Origin of the sequence: Janibacter zhaoxuefangae (genome assembly GCF_050271985.1) — a bacterium.
GTDB lineage: Bacteria > Actinomycetota > Actinomycetes > Actinomycetales > Dermatophilaceae.
This window is the reverse complement of record NZ_CP189849.1, coordinates 2,421,624-2,436,451: the sequence shown is the minus strand read 5'-3', so window position 1 is coordinate 2,436,451 and position 14,828 is coordinate 2,421,624. Positions and strand designations below refer to the sequence as shown.

Annotated in this window: 14 protein-coding genes; 7 read left to right on the top strand and 7 right to left on the bottom strand. The window is 70.3% G+C overall.

Annotation, left to right across the window (positions count from 1 at the left end):
- Positions 1–17: 17 nt before the first annotated feature.
- The 5 genes from ACQBAS_RS11380 (at position 18) to ACQBAS_RS11360 (ending at position 4,931) form a co-directional block, all read left to right on the top strand.
- A complete protein-coding gene (locus ACQBAS_RS11380; protein WP_427383923.1) occupies positions 18–1,115 on the top strand; it encodes an S-(hydroxymethyl)mycothiol dehydrogenase in 1,098 nt (365 codons plus the stop codon).
- Between the two features lie 26 nt (positions 1,116–1,141).
- Complete coding sequence (locus ACQBAS_RS11375) at positions 1,142–1,804, top strand: MBL fold metallo-hydrolase (RefSeq protein WP_427383922.1); 663 nt, start codon at positions 1,142–1,144, stop codon at positions 1,802–1,804.
- A gap of 67 nt (positions 1,805–1,871) precedes the next feature.
- A complete protein-coding gene (gene cysS, locus ACQBAS_RS11370) occupies positions 1,872–3,323 on the top strand; it encodes a cysteine--tRNA ligase (protein WP_427383921.1) in 1,452 nt (483 codons plus the stop codon).
- Position 3,324: 1 nt separating this feature from the next.
- Positions 3,325–4,269 (top strand): 23S rRNA (guanosine(2251)-2'-O)-methyltransferase RlmB, encoded by a 945-nt coding sequence (gene rlmB, locus ACQBAS_RS11365; RefSeq protein WP_427383920.1) that lies wholly within the window; start codon positions 3,325–3,327, stop codon positions 4,267–4,269.
- 158 nt (positions 4,270–4,427) lie between these two features.
- Positions 4,428–4,931, top strand: coding sequence for a hypothetical protein (locus ACQBAS_RS11360; protein WP_427383919.1), 504 nt, complete (start codon positions 4,428–4,430; stop codon positions 4,929–4,931).
- Positions 4,932–4,938: 7 nt separating this feature from the next.
- On the opposite strand, the gene ACQBAS_RS11355 is transcribed toward ACQBAS_RS11360, so the two are convergent.
- The 5 genes from ACQBAS_RS11355 to ACQBAS_RS11335 all read right to left on the bottom strand — a co-directional run bounded on the left by ACQBAS_RS11355 (position 4,939) and on the right by ACQBAS_RS11335 (position 10,775).
- Positions 4,939–6,174 (bottom strand): DUF4032 domain-containing protein, encoded by a 1,236-nt coding sequence (locus ACQBAS_RS11355; protein WP_427383918.1) that lies wholly within the window; start codon positions 6,172–6,174, stop codon positions 4,939–4,941.
- A gap of 145 nt (positions 6,175–6,319) precedes the next feature.
- Complete coding sequence (locus ACQBAS_RS11350) at positions 6,320–7,417, bottom strand: ABC transporter ATP-binding protein (RefSeq protein WP_427383917.1); 1,098 nt, start codon at positions 7,415–7,417, stop codon at positions 6,320–6,322.
- Between the two features lie 140 nt (positions 7,418–7,557).
- Positions 7,558–8,403, bottom strand: a complete 846-nt coding sequence (locus ACQBAS_RS11345; RefSeq protein WP_427383916.1) for a sugar ABC transporter permease — start codon at positions 8,401–8,403, stop codon at positions 7,558–7,560.
- A 2-nt stretch (positions 8,404–8,405) separates the two neighbouring features.
- The gene (locus ACQBAS_RS11340; protein ID WP_427383915.1) at positions 8,406–9,362 is read right to left on the bottom strand and encodes a carbohydrate ABC transporter permease; all 957 of its coding nucleotides are present in this window, start codon (positions 9,360–9,362) and stop codon (positions 8,406–8,408) included.
- A 111-nt stretch (positions 9,363–9,473) separates the two neighbouring features.
- On the bottom strand, positions 9,474–10,775 hold the full coding sequence (locus ACQBAS_RS11335; RefSeq protein ID WP_427383914.1) for an extracellular solute-binding protein: 1,302 nt from the start codon (positions 10,773–10,775) through the stop codon (positions 9,474–9,476).
- Between the two features lie 253 nt (positions 10,776–11,028).
- Between ACQBAS_RS11335 and ACQBAS_RS11330 the strand changes: the two genes are divergently transcribed.
- Positions 11,029–12,015, top strand: coding sequence for a LacI family DNA-binding transcriptional regulator (locus ACQBAS_RS11330; RefSeq protein ID WP_427385633.1), 987 nt, complete (start codon positions 11,029–11,031; stop codon positions 12,013–12,015).
- Positions 12,016–12,030: 15 nt separating this feature from the next.
- On the opposite strand, the gene otsB is transcribed toward ACQBAS_RS11330, so the two are convergent.
- Both otsB and ACQBAS_RS11320 read right to left on the bottom strand, forming a co-directional pair.
- On the bottom strand, positions 12,031–12,801 hold the full coding sequence (otsB, locus tag ACQBAS_RS11325; RefSeq protein ID WP_427385632.1) for a trehalose-phosphatase: 771 nt from the start codon (positions 12,799–12,801) through the stop codon (positions 12,031–12,033).
- A 2-nt stretch (positions 12,802–12,803) separates the two neighbouring features.
- A complete protein-coding gene (locus ACQBAS_RS11320; RefSeq protein ID WP_427383913.1) occupies positions 12,804–14,273 on the bottom strand; it encodes an alpha,alpha-trehalose-phosphate synthase (UDP-forming) in 1,470 nt (489 codons plus the stop codon).
- Between the two features lie 103 nt (positions 14,274–14,376).
- On the opposite strand from ACQBAS_RS11320, the gene ACQBAS_RS11315 reads away from it, so the two are divergent.
- Complete coding sequence (locus ACQBAS_RS11315; protein ID WP_427383912.1) at positions 14,377–14,805, top strand: CBS domain-containing protein; 429 nt, start codon at positions 14,377–14,379, stop codon at positions 14,803–14,805.
- Positions 14,806–14,828 lie beyond the last annotated feature (23 nt).

Sequence of the window (14,828 nt, the reverse complement as noted above, 5' to 3'; positions counted from 1 at the left end):
CCCACCGGAGGAGCCCCGTGCCCCAGACCGTCAAGGCCGTCATCGCCCGTAGCAAGGATGCCGAGGTCGAGCTCGTCGACATCGTCGTGCCCGACCCGGGACCCGGCGAGGCCGTCGTGAAGGTCGAGTCCTGCGGCGTCTGCCACACCGACCTGCACTACCGGCAGGGCGGGATCAACGACGAGTTCCCGTTCCTCCTCGGACACGAGGCTGCCGGCGTCGTCGAGGCCGTCGGACCCGGCGTCACCGAGGTGGCGCCGGGCGACTTCGTCATCCTCAACTGGCGCGCCGTGTGCGGGCAGTGCCGGGCCTGCCTCAAGGGTCGCCCCTGGTATTGCTTCGCCACCCACAACGCGAAGCAGCGGATGACGATCGCCACGGGGGACATGGCCGGGGTCGAGCTCACCCCCGCACTCGGCATCGGCGCCTTCGCGGAGAAGACGCTCGTGGCCGCGGGTCAGTGCACGAAGGTCGACCCGGAGGCGGACGCCGCCGCGGTCGGCCTGCTCGGCTGTGGCGTCATGGCCGGCTTCGGTGCGGCGGTCAACACCGGCGGCGTGAGCCGCGGTGACTCCGTGGCGGTCATCGGCTGTGGCGGCGTCGGCAATGCTGCGATCGCCGGCGCCCATCTCGCGGGCGCGACGACGATCATCGCCGTCGACGTCGACGAGCGGAAGCTGAAGGGGGCCACGGCCCTGGGCGCCACGCACACCGTCGACAGTTCGACCACGGACCCGGTCGAGGCGATCCGCGAACTGACCGGCGGTTTCGGTGCCGACGTCGTCGTCGAGGCGGTCGGTCGCCCCGAGACCTACGAGCAGGCCTTCTACGCCCGCGACCTCGCCGGCACGGTCGTCCTCGTGGGCGTGCCCACTCCCGACCGTGAGGTCACGCTGCCGCTGATCGAGATCTTCGGGCGCGGCGGGGCACTGAAGTCGAGCTGGTACGGCGACTGCCTGCCGAGCCGCGACTTCCCGATGCTCGTCGACCTCTATCGCCAGGGACGCTTCGACCTCGACGCCTTCGTCACCGAGCGGATCGGCCTCGGTGACGTCGAGGGCGCCTTCGACCGGATGTCCTCGGGCGACGTGCTCCGCTCCGTCGTCGTCCTCTGATCACTCACCTCGCCCCGGGAGTCACCGTGACCCAGCCCAGTCTGCCCACCCTGCCCGTCTCACCCGCCGGCGTGCGCATCGAGCGCGTGATCACCTCGGGGACGTTCGAGCTCGACGGCGGCAGCTGGGAGGTCGACAACAACGTCTGGATCGTCGGCGACGACGCCGAGTGCGTCGTCATCGACTGTGCCCACGACGGGCCGGCGATCCTCCGGGGGATCGGCAAGCCGCGCAAGGCCCGCGCCGTGCTGCTGACCCATGCGCACAACGACCACATCAACGCGGTCGGTGAGGTCTTCGACGCGACCCGGGCCCCGTCCCACCTGCACCCGGACGACCGCGTGCTCTGGGATCAGGTCTACCCGGTGACCCCGGACTACACCCTCGCCGACGGCGACGCGATCCGGATCGGCGACGTCGACCTGTACGTGCTGCACACCCCCGGCCACTCGCCGGGAGCCGTCTGCTTCCATGCGCCGGCGCTGGGGGTCGTCTTCACCGGGGACACGCTCTTCCAGGGTGGCCCGGGTGCGACCGGCCGCTCGTACAGCGACCACCCGACGATCCTGAACTCGATCCGCACGAAGCTGTTCACGCTCCCGCCGGAGACCGTCGTCCTCACCGGCCACGGCGACAGCACGACGATCGGCGTGGAGGCGGCCGCCCTGGCCGAGGGCGGCGACGCCTGAGGCGAGCCCGCCCATCGGGCATCGCGACGTGTCAGGTCCGGGCCCCCGTGGCTTGTAACCTTGGCGGGTGAGTCTCCACCTGCATGACACCCGAGCGCGCGAGCTGCGCCCCTTCGTCCCCCTCGTCCCGGGCAAGGTCGGCATCTACATCTGTGGACTCACCACGCAGGCCGCGCCGCACATCGGGCACGTCCGCTTCGCGGTCGCCTTCGACGTCCTGCGGCGCTGGCTCACGGTCGGCCACGGCTACGAGGTCACCCTCGTGCGCAACGTGACCGACATCGACGACAAGATCCTCGCGAAGTCGGCCGAGGCCGGTGAGCCCTGGTTCGCGCTGTCCTACCGCAACGAGCGGGAGACCGCCGAGGCACTCGAGTCGCTCGGGGTGCTGCCGCCGACCTACGAGCCGCGCGCCACCGGGCACGTCCCGGAGATGGTCGACCTCATGGAGACGCTCATCGAGCGCGGCCACGCCTATGCGGCCGAGGACGGCAGCGGCGACGTCTACTTCGACGTGCGCTCCTGGCCCGAGTACGGCTCGCTGACGCACCAGCGCCTCGATGACATGGCCGACGCCGAGGACGCGGACCCGCGCGGCAAGCGCGACCCGCGCGACTTCGCCCTGTGGAAGGGGCGCAAGGAGAACGAGCCCGCCACGGCGAGCTGGTCGACCCCCTTCGGCGCCGGTCGTCCCGGCTGGCACCTCGAGTGCTCCGCGATGGCCCGCAAGTACCTCGGCGACGCCTTCGACATCCACGGTGGTGGCGTGGACCTGCGCTTCCCGCACCACGAGAACGAAGCCGCCCAGTCCGGCGCGGCCGGTCTCGGCTTCGCGAGCTACTGGCTGCACAACGCCTGGGTGACCATCGGCGGCGAGAAGATGAGCAAGTCCCTCGGCAACTCGCTGCGGGTCAGCGAGGTCACGAAGGCCGCTCGACCGATCGCGGTGCGCTACTACCTCACGGCCGCGCACTACCGCTCGACCATCGAGTACCACGAGGGCTCGCTCGCCGAGGCCGACGCCGCGGTGGACCGGATCGAGGGCTTCCTCGGTCGGGCACTGCCAGGTGTGCACTCCCTTCGTCCGACGGGTGTGGAGGAGTTGCCGGCCGCCTTCGTCGAGTCCATGGACGACGACCTCGGCGTGTCCGGGGCCCTCGCGGTGGTCCACGAGACCGTCCGCGCCGGCAACACGGCGCTCGACGACGGCGACCGCGCGCTCGCGGCCGACCTCGCCCGCCTCGTCGTCGCCATGACCGACGTCCTCGGCGTCAACCCGCTCGACCCGATCTTCGCCGGTGGTCACGACGGGGCCGAGGCCGAACTCAAGGGTGCGCTCGACGCACTCATCACGGGACGGCTCGAGGCCCGCCACGCGGCCCGCACGGCCCGCGACTTCGACGCCGCGGACGCCATCCGGGACGAACTGACCTCCGCGGGCATCGCGCTCGAGGACACCCCGAGCGGAGCCCGCTGGTCGCTGGCCCGCCCCACCAGCAAGACCCCGAAGGGGAACTGACATGGCCGGTAACTCCCAGCGCCGCGGCGCCGTCCGGAGCAGCTCGAAGAAGGGCAGCACCGTCGGGTCCGGCGGCCAGCGCCGCCGCGGACTCGAGGGCAAGGGCCCGACGCCGAAGGCTGCAGAGCGCCCCAATCACAAGGCGTACCAAGGGGAGTCGAGGGGGTCCGGCGGACCGCGCCGACCCGTGCGCCGCTCCAAGGCGAGCACCGAGATGGTCTTCGGGCGCAACTCGGTCGTCGAGGCGCTCCGGGCCGACGTGCCCGTGACGACGATGTACGTCGCCGGGCGGATCGACTCCGACGACCGCGTCCGGGAGGCGCTGACCCTCGCCGCCGACCGCGGGCTGCCCGTCCTCGAGACGCCGCGCGGCGAGATGGACCGCCTCACCGACGGCGGCGTGCACCAGGGCCTCGCGCTCCAGGTGCCGCCGTACACGTACGCGCACCCGTCCGACCTCATCGACCCCGAGCTCCCCGGCGTGCCGCTGCTGGTGGCCCTCGACGGGATCACGGACCCGCGCAACCTCGGGGCGATCGTCCGTTCCGTCGCTGCCTTCGGTGGCCACGGTGTCATCGTCCCCTCGCGCCGATCGGCCGGCATGACCGCCAGCGCGTGGAAGACGTCGGCCGGTGCCGCCGCGCGCATCCCGGTGGCGCAGGCGACCAACCTCAACCGCGCCCTCGAGGAGTACCGCAAGGCGGGCTTCTTCGTGCTCGGCCTCGACATGGAGGGCGACGTCGAGCTGCCCGATCTCGAGCTCGCGACGGAGCCGATCGTCATCGTCGTTGGGTCCGAGGGCAAGGGGCTCTCCCGCCTCATCCGCGAGCACTGCGACCAGATCGTCTCGATCCCGATGTCCTCGGCCGTCGAGTCCCTCAACGCCGGCCTCGCCACGGGCGTCACCCTCTACGAGGTCGCCCGCCGACGCTCGGGTCGCTCCTGAACGGGCCGCCCCGGCCGGGCCGCCCGGTCGTCCGGGTGATCCGCATGGATAGGGTTGGGGGACACGCGGGGGGCTGACGTGGGCTCCTCGCTGCCACAGAGAGGACCGTCATGTCGAACCCGATCCCACCCCCGCCGCCCGGACCGTACGAGGGCGGCATGCCGTCCATGCCCGGCCCCGGCCACGAGGCCCCGGTCGCGGTGACCCGGCCGCCGGCCATGGACCGGGCCGTCCAGCTCATGAAGGTCGGCGCCGTGCTGTCCCTCATCAACCTGCTGCTCACCTTCGTCATGAAGGACACGGTCCGCGATGTCGTCGAGAAGGCGGCCGCGGACGCGGGCACGACGGTCACCCCGGAGCAGCTCGACGCCGCCGTGACGGCGTCGCTCGCGGTGGGCGTCGTGTCCGGCCTCATCGGTGCCGGCCTGTGGCTGTGGATGGCCTCGGCCAACGGCAAGGGCCGCGGCTGGGCGCGGATCGTGGCGACGGTCTTCTTCGCGCTGCAGCTCCTGAGCTTCCTCGCGAACCTCACCCAGCCCCTGCCGACGCCGCTGCGGCTCATGGGCATCGTGACGACGGTGCTCGGCGCCGTGATCATCTTCCTGCTCTACCGGCCCGAGTCGACGCGCTTCTACCGCGAGAGCTCGGCGCCGCGCTACTGACGCGCGCTCAGGCGTCCTCGGTGTCGTCGTCGATGGCGGCACCGAGGACGGCCCGCTCGTCGGGCTTGCCCGGCAGGACGTCGCGCACGTAGTCCGTGATGGCATCCTCGATGCGCACGTCGTGCCCCACCTTCTCGGCCATGTACCACCGGTGCTCGAGGACCTCGTGGAAGAGCTCCGCCGGCTCGAGCTTGGCCGTCAGGGCCCGAGGCACCGTGCGCGTGATCGGCTCGTAGATCTGCGTGACCCAGTCGTGGGCGACGATCTCCTCGTCCTCGTTCTGCCGGTCCTGCGAGGCCCGGAAGGAGTCGAGGTCGTTGAGCAGGCGCCGGGCCTGGTTCTCCTCGACGTCGAGGCCGGTCAGGCGCAGCAGGCGACGTGAGTGGTGGCCCGCATCCACGACCTTCGGCTGGATCTGGATCTGAGCGCCGTCGATGTCCGTGCTGATCGCCAGTTCATCGACGTCGAAGCCGAGCGCGTTGAGGCGACGGATGCGGTCGTCCACACGCCAGCGGTGGCCGGTCTCGAAGCGCTCCGGTCCAGTCAGCTCGGCCCACAGCTCGCGGTAGCGCGTCATGATCCGCTCGGACGTGACGACCGGGTCGGTGTCCGCCTGGAGCAGCCCGCCGGCCGCGAGGTCCATGAGCTCGCCCGCGATGTTGACCCGGGCGATGTCGAGGTCGTGCTCGCGCTGGCCGTCGGTCAGCGACTCGTGCAGTTCGCCGGTCTCGGCGTCGACGAGGTAGGCCGCGAAGGCCCCGGCGTCGCGGCGGAAGAGGGTGTTGGACAACGACACGTCGCCCCACCAGAAGCCCGTGAGGTGGAGGCGGACCAGCAGCACGGCCAGCGCGTCGATCAGGCGATTGGCGGTGTCGGGCCGCAGATTCTGGCTGAAGAGGGCCCGATAGGGGAGCGAGAACTGCAGGTGCCGGGTCAGCAGGCACGCGTCGAGCGGATTGCCGTCGACATCGGTGCGTCCCGTGACGATCCCGAAGGGTTCGACGGACGGCTGGTCCAGGCGGCGCAGCATCCGGAGCATCTGGTACTCACGGGCGGCGATGTCGGCCTTGATCTCCTTCACCGCGAGCACGCGGTGCGAGAGGTGGACGAAGCGGACGACGTGTCGGGAGATGCCTCGGGGCAGCGCGGCCAGGCGGTCGTCCGGCCACTCCTCCAGCGGGGTGCTCCACGGCAGGTCGAGAACGGCCGGGTCGGGTCGTGCCGTCGTGATCTCGAGCGCCATCCGCCCATCGTCCCACGGCGGGGCGGCCGGTGGGCTTCACCCGACAAAGGTCAGCCCCACCCGACTACGCACGTCGGGTGGGGCTGCCGATATCGGGTGACCCGATATCGGTGGGGCGGGTGGGACCTCGCCGAAGGGGGAGGGGTCAGTCCTCCAGGCGGGCGCCGCTCTGCGGGTCGAAGACGTGCACGTGCGCGCTCTTGGGCGACAGGTGCAGCGTCGTGCCCTTGGCCGGCGGCGTGCGGCCGTCGACGCGGGCGATGAACGGCTTGGCCTCGAGCACGTCGCTCGGGGTGTGGCCGGTCTGCGGGGTGCCGTAGACGTAGGCGTCCGCGCCGAGCTCCTCGACGACGTCCACCGTGACCGGCAGCCCGACGCCCTCACCCGACGGGGTGAGGTCCTCGGGGCGGATGCCGACCGTGACCTCCTTGCCCGCCTTCGCCAGGGCCTCACGGGAGATCGGCAGCACGGCGCCGCCGAACTGCACGCCGCCGTCGACGACGGGCAGGGTCAGCAGGTTCATCGACGGGGAGCCGATGAAGCCGGCGACGAAGAGGTTGGCGGGGCGGTCGTACATGTTGCGCGGGGTGTCGCACTGCTGCAGCAGCCCGTCCTTGAGGACCGCGACGCGGTCGCCCATCGTCATGGCCTCGACCTGGTCGTGGGTGACGTAGACGGTCGTGACGCCGAGGCGACGCTGGAGCGTGGCGATCTGCGTGCGCGTCTGCACGCGCAGCTTCGCGTCGAGGTTGGACAGCGGCTCGTCCATGAGGAAGACCTGGGGCGAGCGAACGATCGCGCGGCCCATGGCGACGCGCTGGCGCTGACCGCCGGAGAGCTGCTTGGGCTTGCGGTCGAGGTACTCGCTGAGGTCGAGGATCTTCGCGGCGTCCTCGACGCGCGAGCGGATCTCGGCCTTGTCGGCGCCGGCGATCTTGAGGGCGAAGCCCATGTTCTCGGCGACGGACATGTGCGGGTAGAGCGCGTAGTTCTGGAAGACCATGGCGACGTCGCGGTCCTTGGGGGACAGGTCCGTGACGTCCTTGTCGCCGATCCAGATCTTGCCGTCATTGACTTCCTCGAGACCCGCGAGCATGCGCAGGGAGGTGGACTTGCCGCAGCCGGACGGGCCGACGAGGACGAGGAACTCACCGTCCTGGATGTCGATGTTGAGCTTGTCGACGCTGGGCTTGTCGTTGCCCGGGTAGATCCGGGTGGCGTTGTCGAAGCGAACAGTGGTCATCGTTGACACTCCTTCACCGGCAGGAACGTGCCGGACGATCCGTTGTGAGGGATGAACGGGCCACCGTCATTGGCGGCCCGCGGGACACACACTAGCCTGCGGTCCGCCCGACCCGAGATGGATCGGGCGGACCGGGGCGATCACCCCTTCGTGGCTCCGGACGTCAGTCCGGCGACGAGGTGCCTCTGGGCGAAGAAGAACACGAACCCGGCCGGGATCGTGATCAGGACCGCCGCGGGGGTCATGAGCTCCCAGAGCGGGAGCGCCGGGGCCTGCGGGACGAACGTCTGCAGACCGTAGGCGAGGGTGAACTTGTCGTTCGTGTTGAGGAAGGCGCTGGCGTAGGCGACCTCACCCCAGGCCGTGAGGAACGTGTAGAACATCGTCACGGCCAGGCCCGGGCGGGCCAGCGGCAGGATGACGTGCCAGAACGTCCCGAACGGTCCGAGCCCGTCGACCGTCGCCGCCTCGTCCAGCTCACGCGGGATGGTGTCGAAGTAGCCCTTGAGCATCCAGGTGCAGAAGGGGACCGCGACGGTGCAGTAGGCGATGACGAGCGATGCCGCCGTGTTGATCAACCCGAGCGTCGACATGATCGCGTAGATCGGGACGATGAGGATCGCGACGGGGAACATCTGCGTGATGAGGAAGGTCCACATCAGCGGCCGCTTGCCGGGGAAGTTGAACCGCGAGATGGCGTAGCCCGCCGTTGCCGACATGAAGACGCCGATGGCCATGGTCAGGACCGCGACGATGACGGAGTTGCCGAACCAGCGGAGGAAGTCGGTCTCCCCGAGCAGTCGGCTGTAGTTCTCCAGCGTCGGCGAGGCGATGGGGGAGAGCGAGCCGATCTCTTCACGCGGCTTGAACGAGGCCAGGGCGATCCAGGCGATCGGGAAGACGGCGATGAAGGTCGCCACGAGCAGGGTTGCGTGGATGGCCACGCTGGTCAGCGGGGTGCGCTGTCCGCGACGTCGTCGTGCCATGGTCACCACACCTCGCCTTGCTTGCGGAGGAAGAACCGGTACCCGATGGAGTACACGATCAGGATGGACAGGATGAGCACGCCGTAGGTCGAGGCGAGCGAGTAGTTGCGCAGACCTTCGAAGGCGGCCTTGAAGGCGCCGGTGACGAGGATGTCCGTCGTGCCGGCCGGGCCGCCGCGGCTCATCAGCCAGATGATCGGGAACATGTTGAAGGTCCAGACCGTGCCGAGCAGGATCACGGATGCCGAGACGGGGCGCAGGCTCGGCAGGGTGATGTTCGTGAAGCGCTGCCACGGCGTGGCGCCGTCCATCTCGGCGGCCTCGTAGAGCTCGGCCGGGACGGCCTGCAGGCCGCCGAGGAGCGCCACCATCATGAAGGGGACGCCGAGCCACACGTTGACGGCGATGACCGCGGCGAGGGAGCTCGCCGTCGTGGCGAAGAAGTCGATCGGGTCCACGCCGAAGAGGCCGAGGAAGGCGTTGAGCACGCCGTCGCGCCGGTCGAAGATGAACTTCCACGCGAAGGCGGAGACGAAGGCGGGCACGGCCCACGGGAGGATCAGCGCGACGCGATAGAGGCTGCGGCCGCGGATCTCGCGGTTGAGCAGGACGGCCAGGGCAAGGCCGAGCGTGTAGTGGAAGAAGACGCAGGCAAAGGTCCAGATGAGGGTGATCCACAGCTGGGGCCAGAACCGGCCCACCTGCCCCGTCAGCAGGTCGGCGTAGTTGCCGAGACCGACGTACTGCCACTTGTCCGGGTTGGGCGAGCAGGTCTCCTTGCCGCCGAGCGCCTTGCGGCACACCTCGGCTGCCTGGTTGCCCTCGTTGATGTCCGTGAAGGACATCCAGATCCCCTGCACGAGGGGATAGAAGACGAGCACGGAGAGCACGATCACGACCGGCGCCACCATGGCGTAGGCGTACCAGTGCTTCTCGAGGCTCCGACGAATTCGGGTCACGACGGACTCCTGATCTCGGGGACGGCGAAGGGCCGAGTCGCGTGGGTGGACTCGGGGGGACGGCGGTGGGGAGGAGCCGGTCGGCCCCTCCCCACCGCCGTCAAGACCGGATCACTCCGTGGCGTAGTCCGTGACGACCTCGGACTTGTACTTCTTGGCGACCGCGTCGAGGGTCTTCTGGGCGTCGGCGCCCTGGACCATCAGCTTGATCGCGGCCTCGTCCATCGGGCCGAAGAGCTTGCCGCCCTCGGGGATCCACGCGCGCTCGACCGCGGACTCCATCACCGGCTTGAACTCGGCGATGACCGGGTTCGTGACCTTGTCGTAGGCGGAGGTGCGGGTCGGCAGGACGCCGAGCTCGTCGGCGACGGTGGCCTGGGTCTCGGCGCTCGTCATGAACTGGATGAAGGCGATGGCCGCGTCGGCCTTTTCCTGCGGCATGCCGGACCAGACGACGTAGTCGTGACCGCCGACGGGGGCGCCGGCCTTCTGCGAACCGGCCGGGACGGGGGCGATGCCGAGGTTGTCGAGGCCGCCGAACTTCTTGGCGTTCTTGACGTTGGCGATCTCCCACGGGCCCTGGATCATCATGGCGACCTTGCCGTCGTTGAAGTCGCCCATCATCTCGGTGTAGGCGTCCGTCGCGGGGGCCTTGGTGAAGCCGGGGGACGTCAGCAGCTCCTGGGCCTTCTCGACACCGGCGACGGCCTCGGCCGAGTTGACCGTGATCTTCTTGGCCCCGGAGTCGAGCAGGTCGCCGCCCTCGCCGTAGATGAACGGCAGCAGGTAGTAGCCGGCCGGGTTGAGGTAGACGCCGTCCTTGCCCGTCTTGGACTTGATCGTGGCGGCGGCCTCCTTCATCTCGTCCCACGTGGTCGGCGCGTTGACGCCGGCCTCCTTGAGGAGCTTCTTGTTGTAGAAGAGGCCGAGGGAGTCCGTGACCTGCGGGACGCCGTACGTCTTGTCCTCGAACTTCGTCGAGCTGACCGCGGCGGGGAGGAAGTCGCTCTGGTCCTCCGTGAGGACCGTGCCGTCGAGCTCGTAGAGGTAGCCGAGCGAGGCGAACTCGGGGACCCAGGCGACCTCGGCGCGCAGGATGTCGGGCGCGCCCGACTTCGCGGCGGCGGCCGTCTTGAACTTGTTCTGGGCGTCACCGAAGGGGACCGACTGGTACGTGACCTTGACGTTCGGGTACTCCTCGTTGAACGCCTTGATGAGCTTCTTGTACGTCGGCCCCTCGTTCGTGGCGTCGGAGGTGTCCCACCAGGTCAGCTCCGCCTTGAGGTCGGCGGGTGCGGTCGTGGAGGCGTCGGAGGCGGTGTCCGACGAGGTGGAGTCGGAACCACCCCCACACGCGGAGAGGGCAAGACCGCCGGCGAGGGCGATGGCGAGGGCGCGCGAAGTGTTTCGCATGATGCTCCTTTGGATCATGGCTGGTCCCGGGGTGACCGGGGTGGCCGATGGCGGACACGACCCCGGTGTGTCGGGTGGTGCGCGCGGCAATCTAGTCCACTTCTGGAAGAACGTCCGCACCGGCCGCAAGTCTTTGCACACCCGTGACCACAGGCCCTAGGTTGTGCGAGTGCCCTCCACCAAGCGACCCCAGGACGGCAGCGCAGCGCGCCCGCGGGTCGCCGGCCACGGGCGCCGCAGCCGGCTCGCGGACATCGCGGCGCACGCCGACGTCAGCGAGGCCACCGTCTCACGCGTCCTGAATGCGCGACCGGGGGTGGCCGAGGCCACGCGCGAGGCCGTGCTGACGGCCGTGGACGTCCTCGGCTACGACCGACCGAGCATGCTGCGCCCCACCGCGGTCTCCCTCGTCGGGCTGATCATCCCGGAGCTGACGAACCCGATCTTCCCGAGCTTCGCGCAGGTCATCGAGTCGGCGCTCGCGGCGCGCGGCTACACGCCCGTGCTGTGCACCCAAGCCCCCGGCGGTGTGCACGAGGACGAGTACGTCGAGATGCTCCTCGACCGCGGCGTGGCCGGGATCATCTACGTCTCGGGGCAGCACTCGGACACGACGAGCGACCCGGCGCGCTACGTCAAGCTGCGTCGGCGAGGCCTGCCCATCGTGCTCGTCAACGGCTACGTCGACGGCGTCGACGCCCCCTTCATCTCCAACGACGACGCCCACTCGATGTCGCTGTCCCTGTCGCACCTCGTCGAGCTCGGACACACGACGATCGGCCTCGCCCTCGGACCGGACCGGTTCCAGCCCGTCGTGCGCAAGGTCAAGGGGTTCCGCGAGGGGATGCGCACCCTGCTGGGGCGCGAGGACGTCGAGGACCTCATCGTCAACACGGTCTTCAGCGTCGAAGGCGGGGCGAGCGCGGCGGCCACGCTCATCGAGCGCGGGGCGACCGCCATCGTGTGCGGCAGCGACCTCATGGCCCTCGGCGCGATCCGCCAGGCGCGCGCGATGGGGCTGCGGGTGCCCGAGGACCTGTCCGTCGTCGGCTACGACGACTCGCCGCTGATGATCTTCACCGACCCACCGCTGACGACGGTCCGGCAGAGCGTCGAGGCCATGGCGACGGCCGCGGTCCAGGCCCTGCTCGACGAGATCGCCGCGTCCCCGACGCCCCGGTCCGAGTTCCTCTTCCGCCCCGAACTCATCGTCCGCGGGTCGACCGCACGCCGCAACTGAGCCGGGCGGTCGGCCTCAGGACGGTGTGGCCCGCCGCAGGGCGAGCACGAGATCGAGCACCTCGGGCACGAGGAGCGGTCCGTCGATGCGGTGGTGCGCCAGGGTCTGCCCGGGCCCGACCTTGATGCTGACCTCGGACTCGGTCATCGCCTCGAAGGCGTCCTCGTCCGTCCGGTCGTCCCCGAGATAGACGATCGAGTCGGCGCCCACCTCGGTCGCGAGCTCGCGCAGGGCCGTGCCCTTGTCGGCGAGGACGACGGAGCACTCGATGACCGCCTTCCCGTGCAGCACGGCGACACCGGGGAGGCGTTCGACCGCGGCCATGGCGTCGGCCTCCGCTGCGGCGGCGTCCTCGTCGCTGAGGCCGCGGGTGTGCAGGACGATCGCGGCCGGCTTGTGCTCGAGTCGGGTGGCGGGGTGGGCCCGGGCGATCCGGGCGAGGGTCGCCCCGACCGCGTCCAGCCGCTCGGACTGCGCCGCGCTCAGGGCGAAGGTCGCCCCGGCCCGGCTGGTTTGCGCGCCATGGCTGCCGATCCGGTTCACCGGCCCCGCAGGGTCGAGGCCGGTGAGCGCCGTGAGGGTGTCGAGGTCGCGTCCGGAGACCACCGCCGTCGTCGTCCCGGGCAGGTCGGCGAGCGCGAGCAGGGTGGCCATCGTGCCCTCCTGCGGGCGCGCGTCCGCCGGGTCCTGGACGAAGGTGGCCAGCACCCCGTCGAAGTCGGAGGCGACGAGCAGACGCGGGAGGGCGGTGGCCGCCTCGAGCGCCTCGACGAGCTCCGCGGACATGCTCACGAGGTCGCCCGATCCTTGGCCGACGGCCGCTCGGGAGCCGTGGCCAGCGCCTCGAGGAAGCGCTTGGCCCAGAGCTGGACGTCGTGCTCGGAGACCCGCCTGCGCAGGGCCCGCATGATCCGCCGCTTGTCCTTCGCATCGGTGTGGATCGCACGCAGGATCGTCTGCTTGAGCCCCTCGATGTCGTGCGGGTTGCAGACGAAGGCCTGGTGCATCTCGTGCCAGGCGCCGGTGAACTCCGAGAGCACGAGCGCCCCACCCTCGTCGTGGCGGCAGGTGACGTACTCCTTGGCGACGAGATTCATCCCGTCGCGCAGAGGCGTCACGAGCATGACGTCCGCGGCCTGGAAGAGGGCGGCCATCTCCTCGCGCGGATAGGAGTGGTGCAGGTAGTGGATCGCGGCCGCGCCGAGCTCGCCGTACTGCCCGTTGATCCGCCCGACGGTCGTCTCGACCTCGGTGCGCAGCTGCCGATAGGCGGCCACGCGCTCGCGACTCGGGGTCGCGACCTGGACGAAGGTGACGTCCGGCGGCTTGATCGCCCTCTCGGCGAGGAGCTCCTCGTAGGCCTTGAGGCGGTGCCGGATCCCCTTCGTGTAGTCGAGGCGGTCGACCCCGAGCAGGACGACCTTCGGGCTGCCGAGGGAGGCGCGGATCGCCGCGGCACGCTCCTGCACCGCCGGCGTCATCGCGAGGGCCTCGAGGCCGGCGGAGTCGATGGAGATGGGGACGGCGCTCGCGCGCACGACGCGAGCACGTCGCGAACCCGTCCCGGGCACGGTGACCGTGTCCCCCTTCGTCGTCAGGCCGAGCACCTGCCGGCACGCGCGGACGAAGTTCTGGGCATCTGCGGACCGCTGGAAGCCGAGATAGTCCGCGCCGAGCAGACCCTCGAGGATCCCGCCGCGCCAGGGGAGCTGGGCGAAGAGCTCGACCGGCGGGAAGGGGATGTGGTTGAACCAGCCGATCCGTACGTCGGGGCGCATGGCCCGGAGGAGTTCGGGGACGAGCTGCAACTGGTAGTCGTGGATCCAGACGGTGGCGCCCTGCGCGGCGACGTCGGCGACGGCCCGGGCGAAGCGCTCGTTGACGGTGCGATAGGCCTGCCACCAACTGCGGTGGAAGCCCGCCGGGACGATGACGTCGTGGTAGATCGGCCAGAGGGTGTCGTTGCTGAAGCCCTCGTAGTAGTCGGTGACCTCCTGCTGTGACAGGGGCACGGGGTGCAGGTGCAGCCCGTTCTCGACGAAGGGGGCCGGAGCCTCACCCGTCTCGCCGGCCCACCCGACCCAGGCGCCCTCGCGCCCCTTCATCACGGCCTCCATGGCCGTGACGAGGCCGCCGGGGCTGGTGCGCCAGGACTGCGTGCCGTCGGCGTCGACGACGCGGTCGACGGGGAGCCGGTTCGCCGCGATGACCAGGTCGTGGGTCCGCTGGGACGTGTCCGTGGGTGCGTCGGTCGGCATGCGGGGGACCTCCTCGAGTCGGTGATCCCAGCCTAGGGGGAGGGGTGCGAGGCGTTTTGGCCGACCTCTGGCGGTGGCGCGGCCGGGGGGCTAACGTCGACTCATGAGGATCTCGGACGTGTTGCGCACCAAGGGTGGTGAGGTCGTCACCATCCGTACCGACGCCTCCGTCGTCGACCTGCTCGCGCTGCTCGCGGAGCATCGGATCGGCGCCGTCGTGGTCAGTGACGGGGACGGCGACATCGCCGGCATCGTCAGTGAGCGCGACATCGTGCGTCACCTGCACTCCGACGGTCGGGAGGTCCTGGACGTCCCCGTCGCGCAGATCATGACGAGCGAGGTGCAGACGTGCGAGCCGCACACCGAGCTCGGTGACCTCGAGCGCCTCATGACGGAGAGCCGGATCCGGCACGTGCCCGTCGTCGTCGACAGCAAACTCTCGGCGATCGTGAGCATCGGCGACGTCGTCAAGCACCGGATCAGCGATCTGCAGGCCGAGCGGGACCAGCTCTCCGCCTACATCCAGCAGTAGCCCACCGGCGCGCATTCACCGCC

What these genes read in the sequence shown, in the direction of transcription:
- ACQBAS_RS11335 (WP_427383914.1), bottom strand. Translation starts at nt 10,775, where the DNA reads ATGCGAAACACTTCGCGCGCCCTCGCCATCGCCCTCGCCGGCGGTCTT.
- ACQBAS_RS11315 (WP_427383912.1), top strand. Translation starts at nt 14,377, where the DNA reads ATGAGGATCTCGGACGTGTTGCGCACCAAGGGTGGTGAGGTCGTCACC.
- ACQBAS_RS11355 (WP_427383918.1), bottom strand. Translation starts at nt 6,174, where the DNA reads ATGGCGCTCGAGATCACGACGGCACGACCCGACCCGGCCGTTCTCGAC.
- ACQBAS_RS11320 (WP_427383913.1), bottom strand. Translation starts at nt 14,273, where the DNA reads ATGCCGACCGACGCACCCACGGACACGTCCCAGCGGACCCACGACCTG.
- rlmB (WP_427383920.1), top strand. Translation starts at nt 3,325, where the DNA reads ATGGCCGGTAACTCCCAGCGCCGCGGCGCCGTCCGGAGCAGCTCGAAG.
- ACQBAS_RS11360 (WP_427383919.1), top strand. Translation starts at nt 4,428, where the DNA reads ATGCCGTCCATGCCCGGCCCCGGCCACGAGGCCCCGGTCGCGGTGACC.
- ACQBAS_RS11345 (WP_427383916.1), bottom strand. Translation starts at nt 8,403, where the DNA reads ATGGCACGACGACGTCGCGGACAGCGCACCCCGCTGACCAGCGTGGCC.
- ACQBAS_RS11350 (WP_427383917.1), bottom strand. Translation starts at nt 7,417, where the DNA reads ATGACCACTGTTCGCTTCGACAACGCCACCCGGATCTACCCGGGCAAC.
- otsB (WP_427385632.1), bottom strand. Translation starts at nt 12,801, where the DNA reads ATGTCCGCGGAGCTCGTCGAGGCGCTCGAGGCGGCCACCGCCCTCCCG.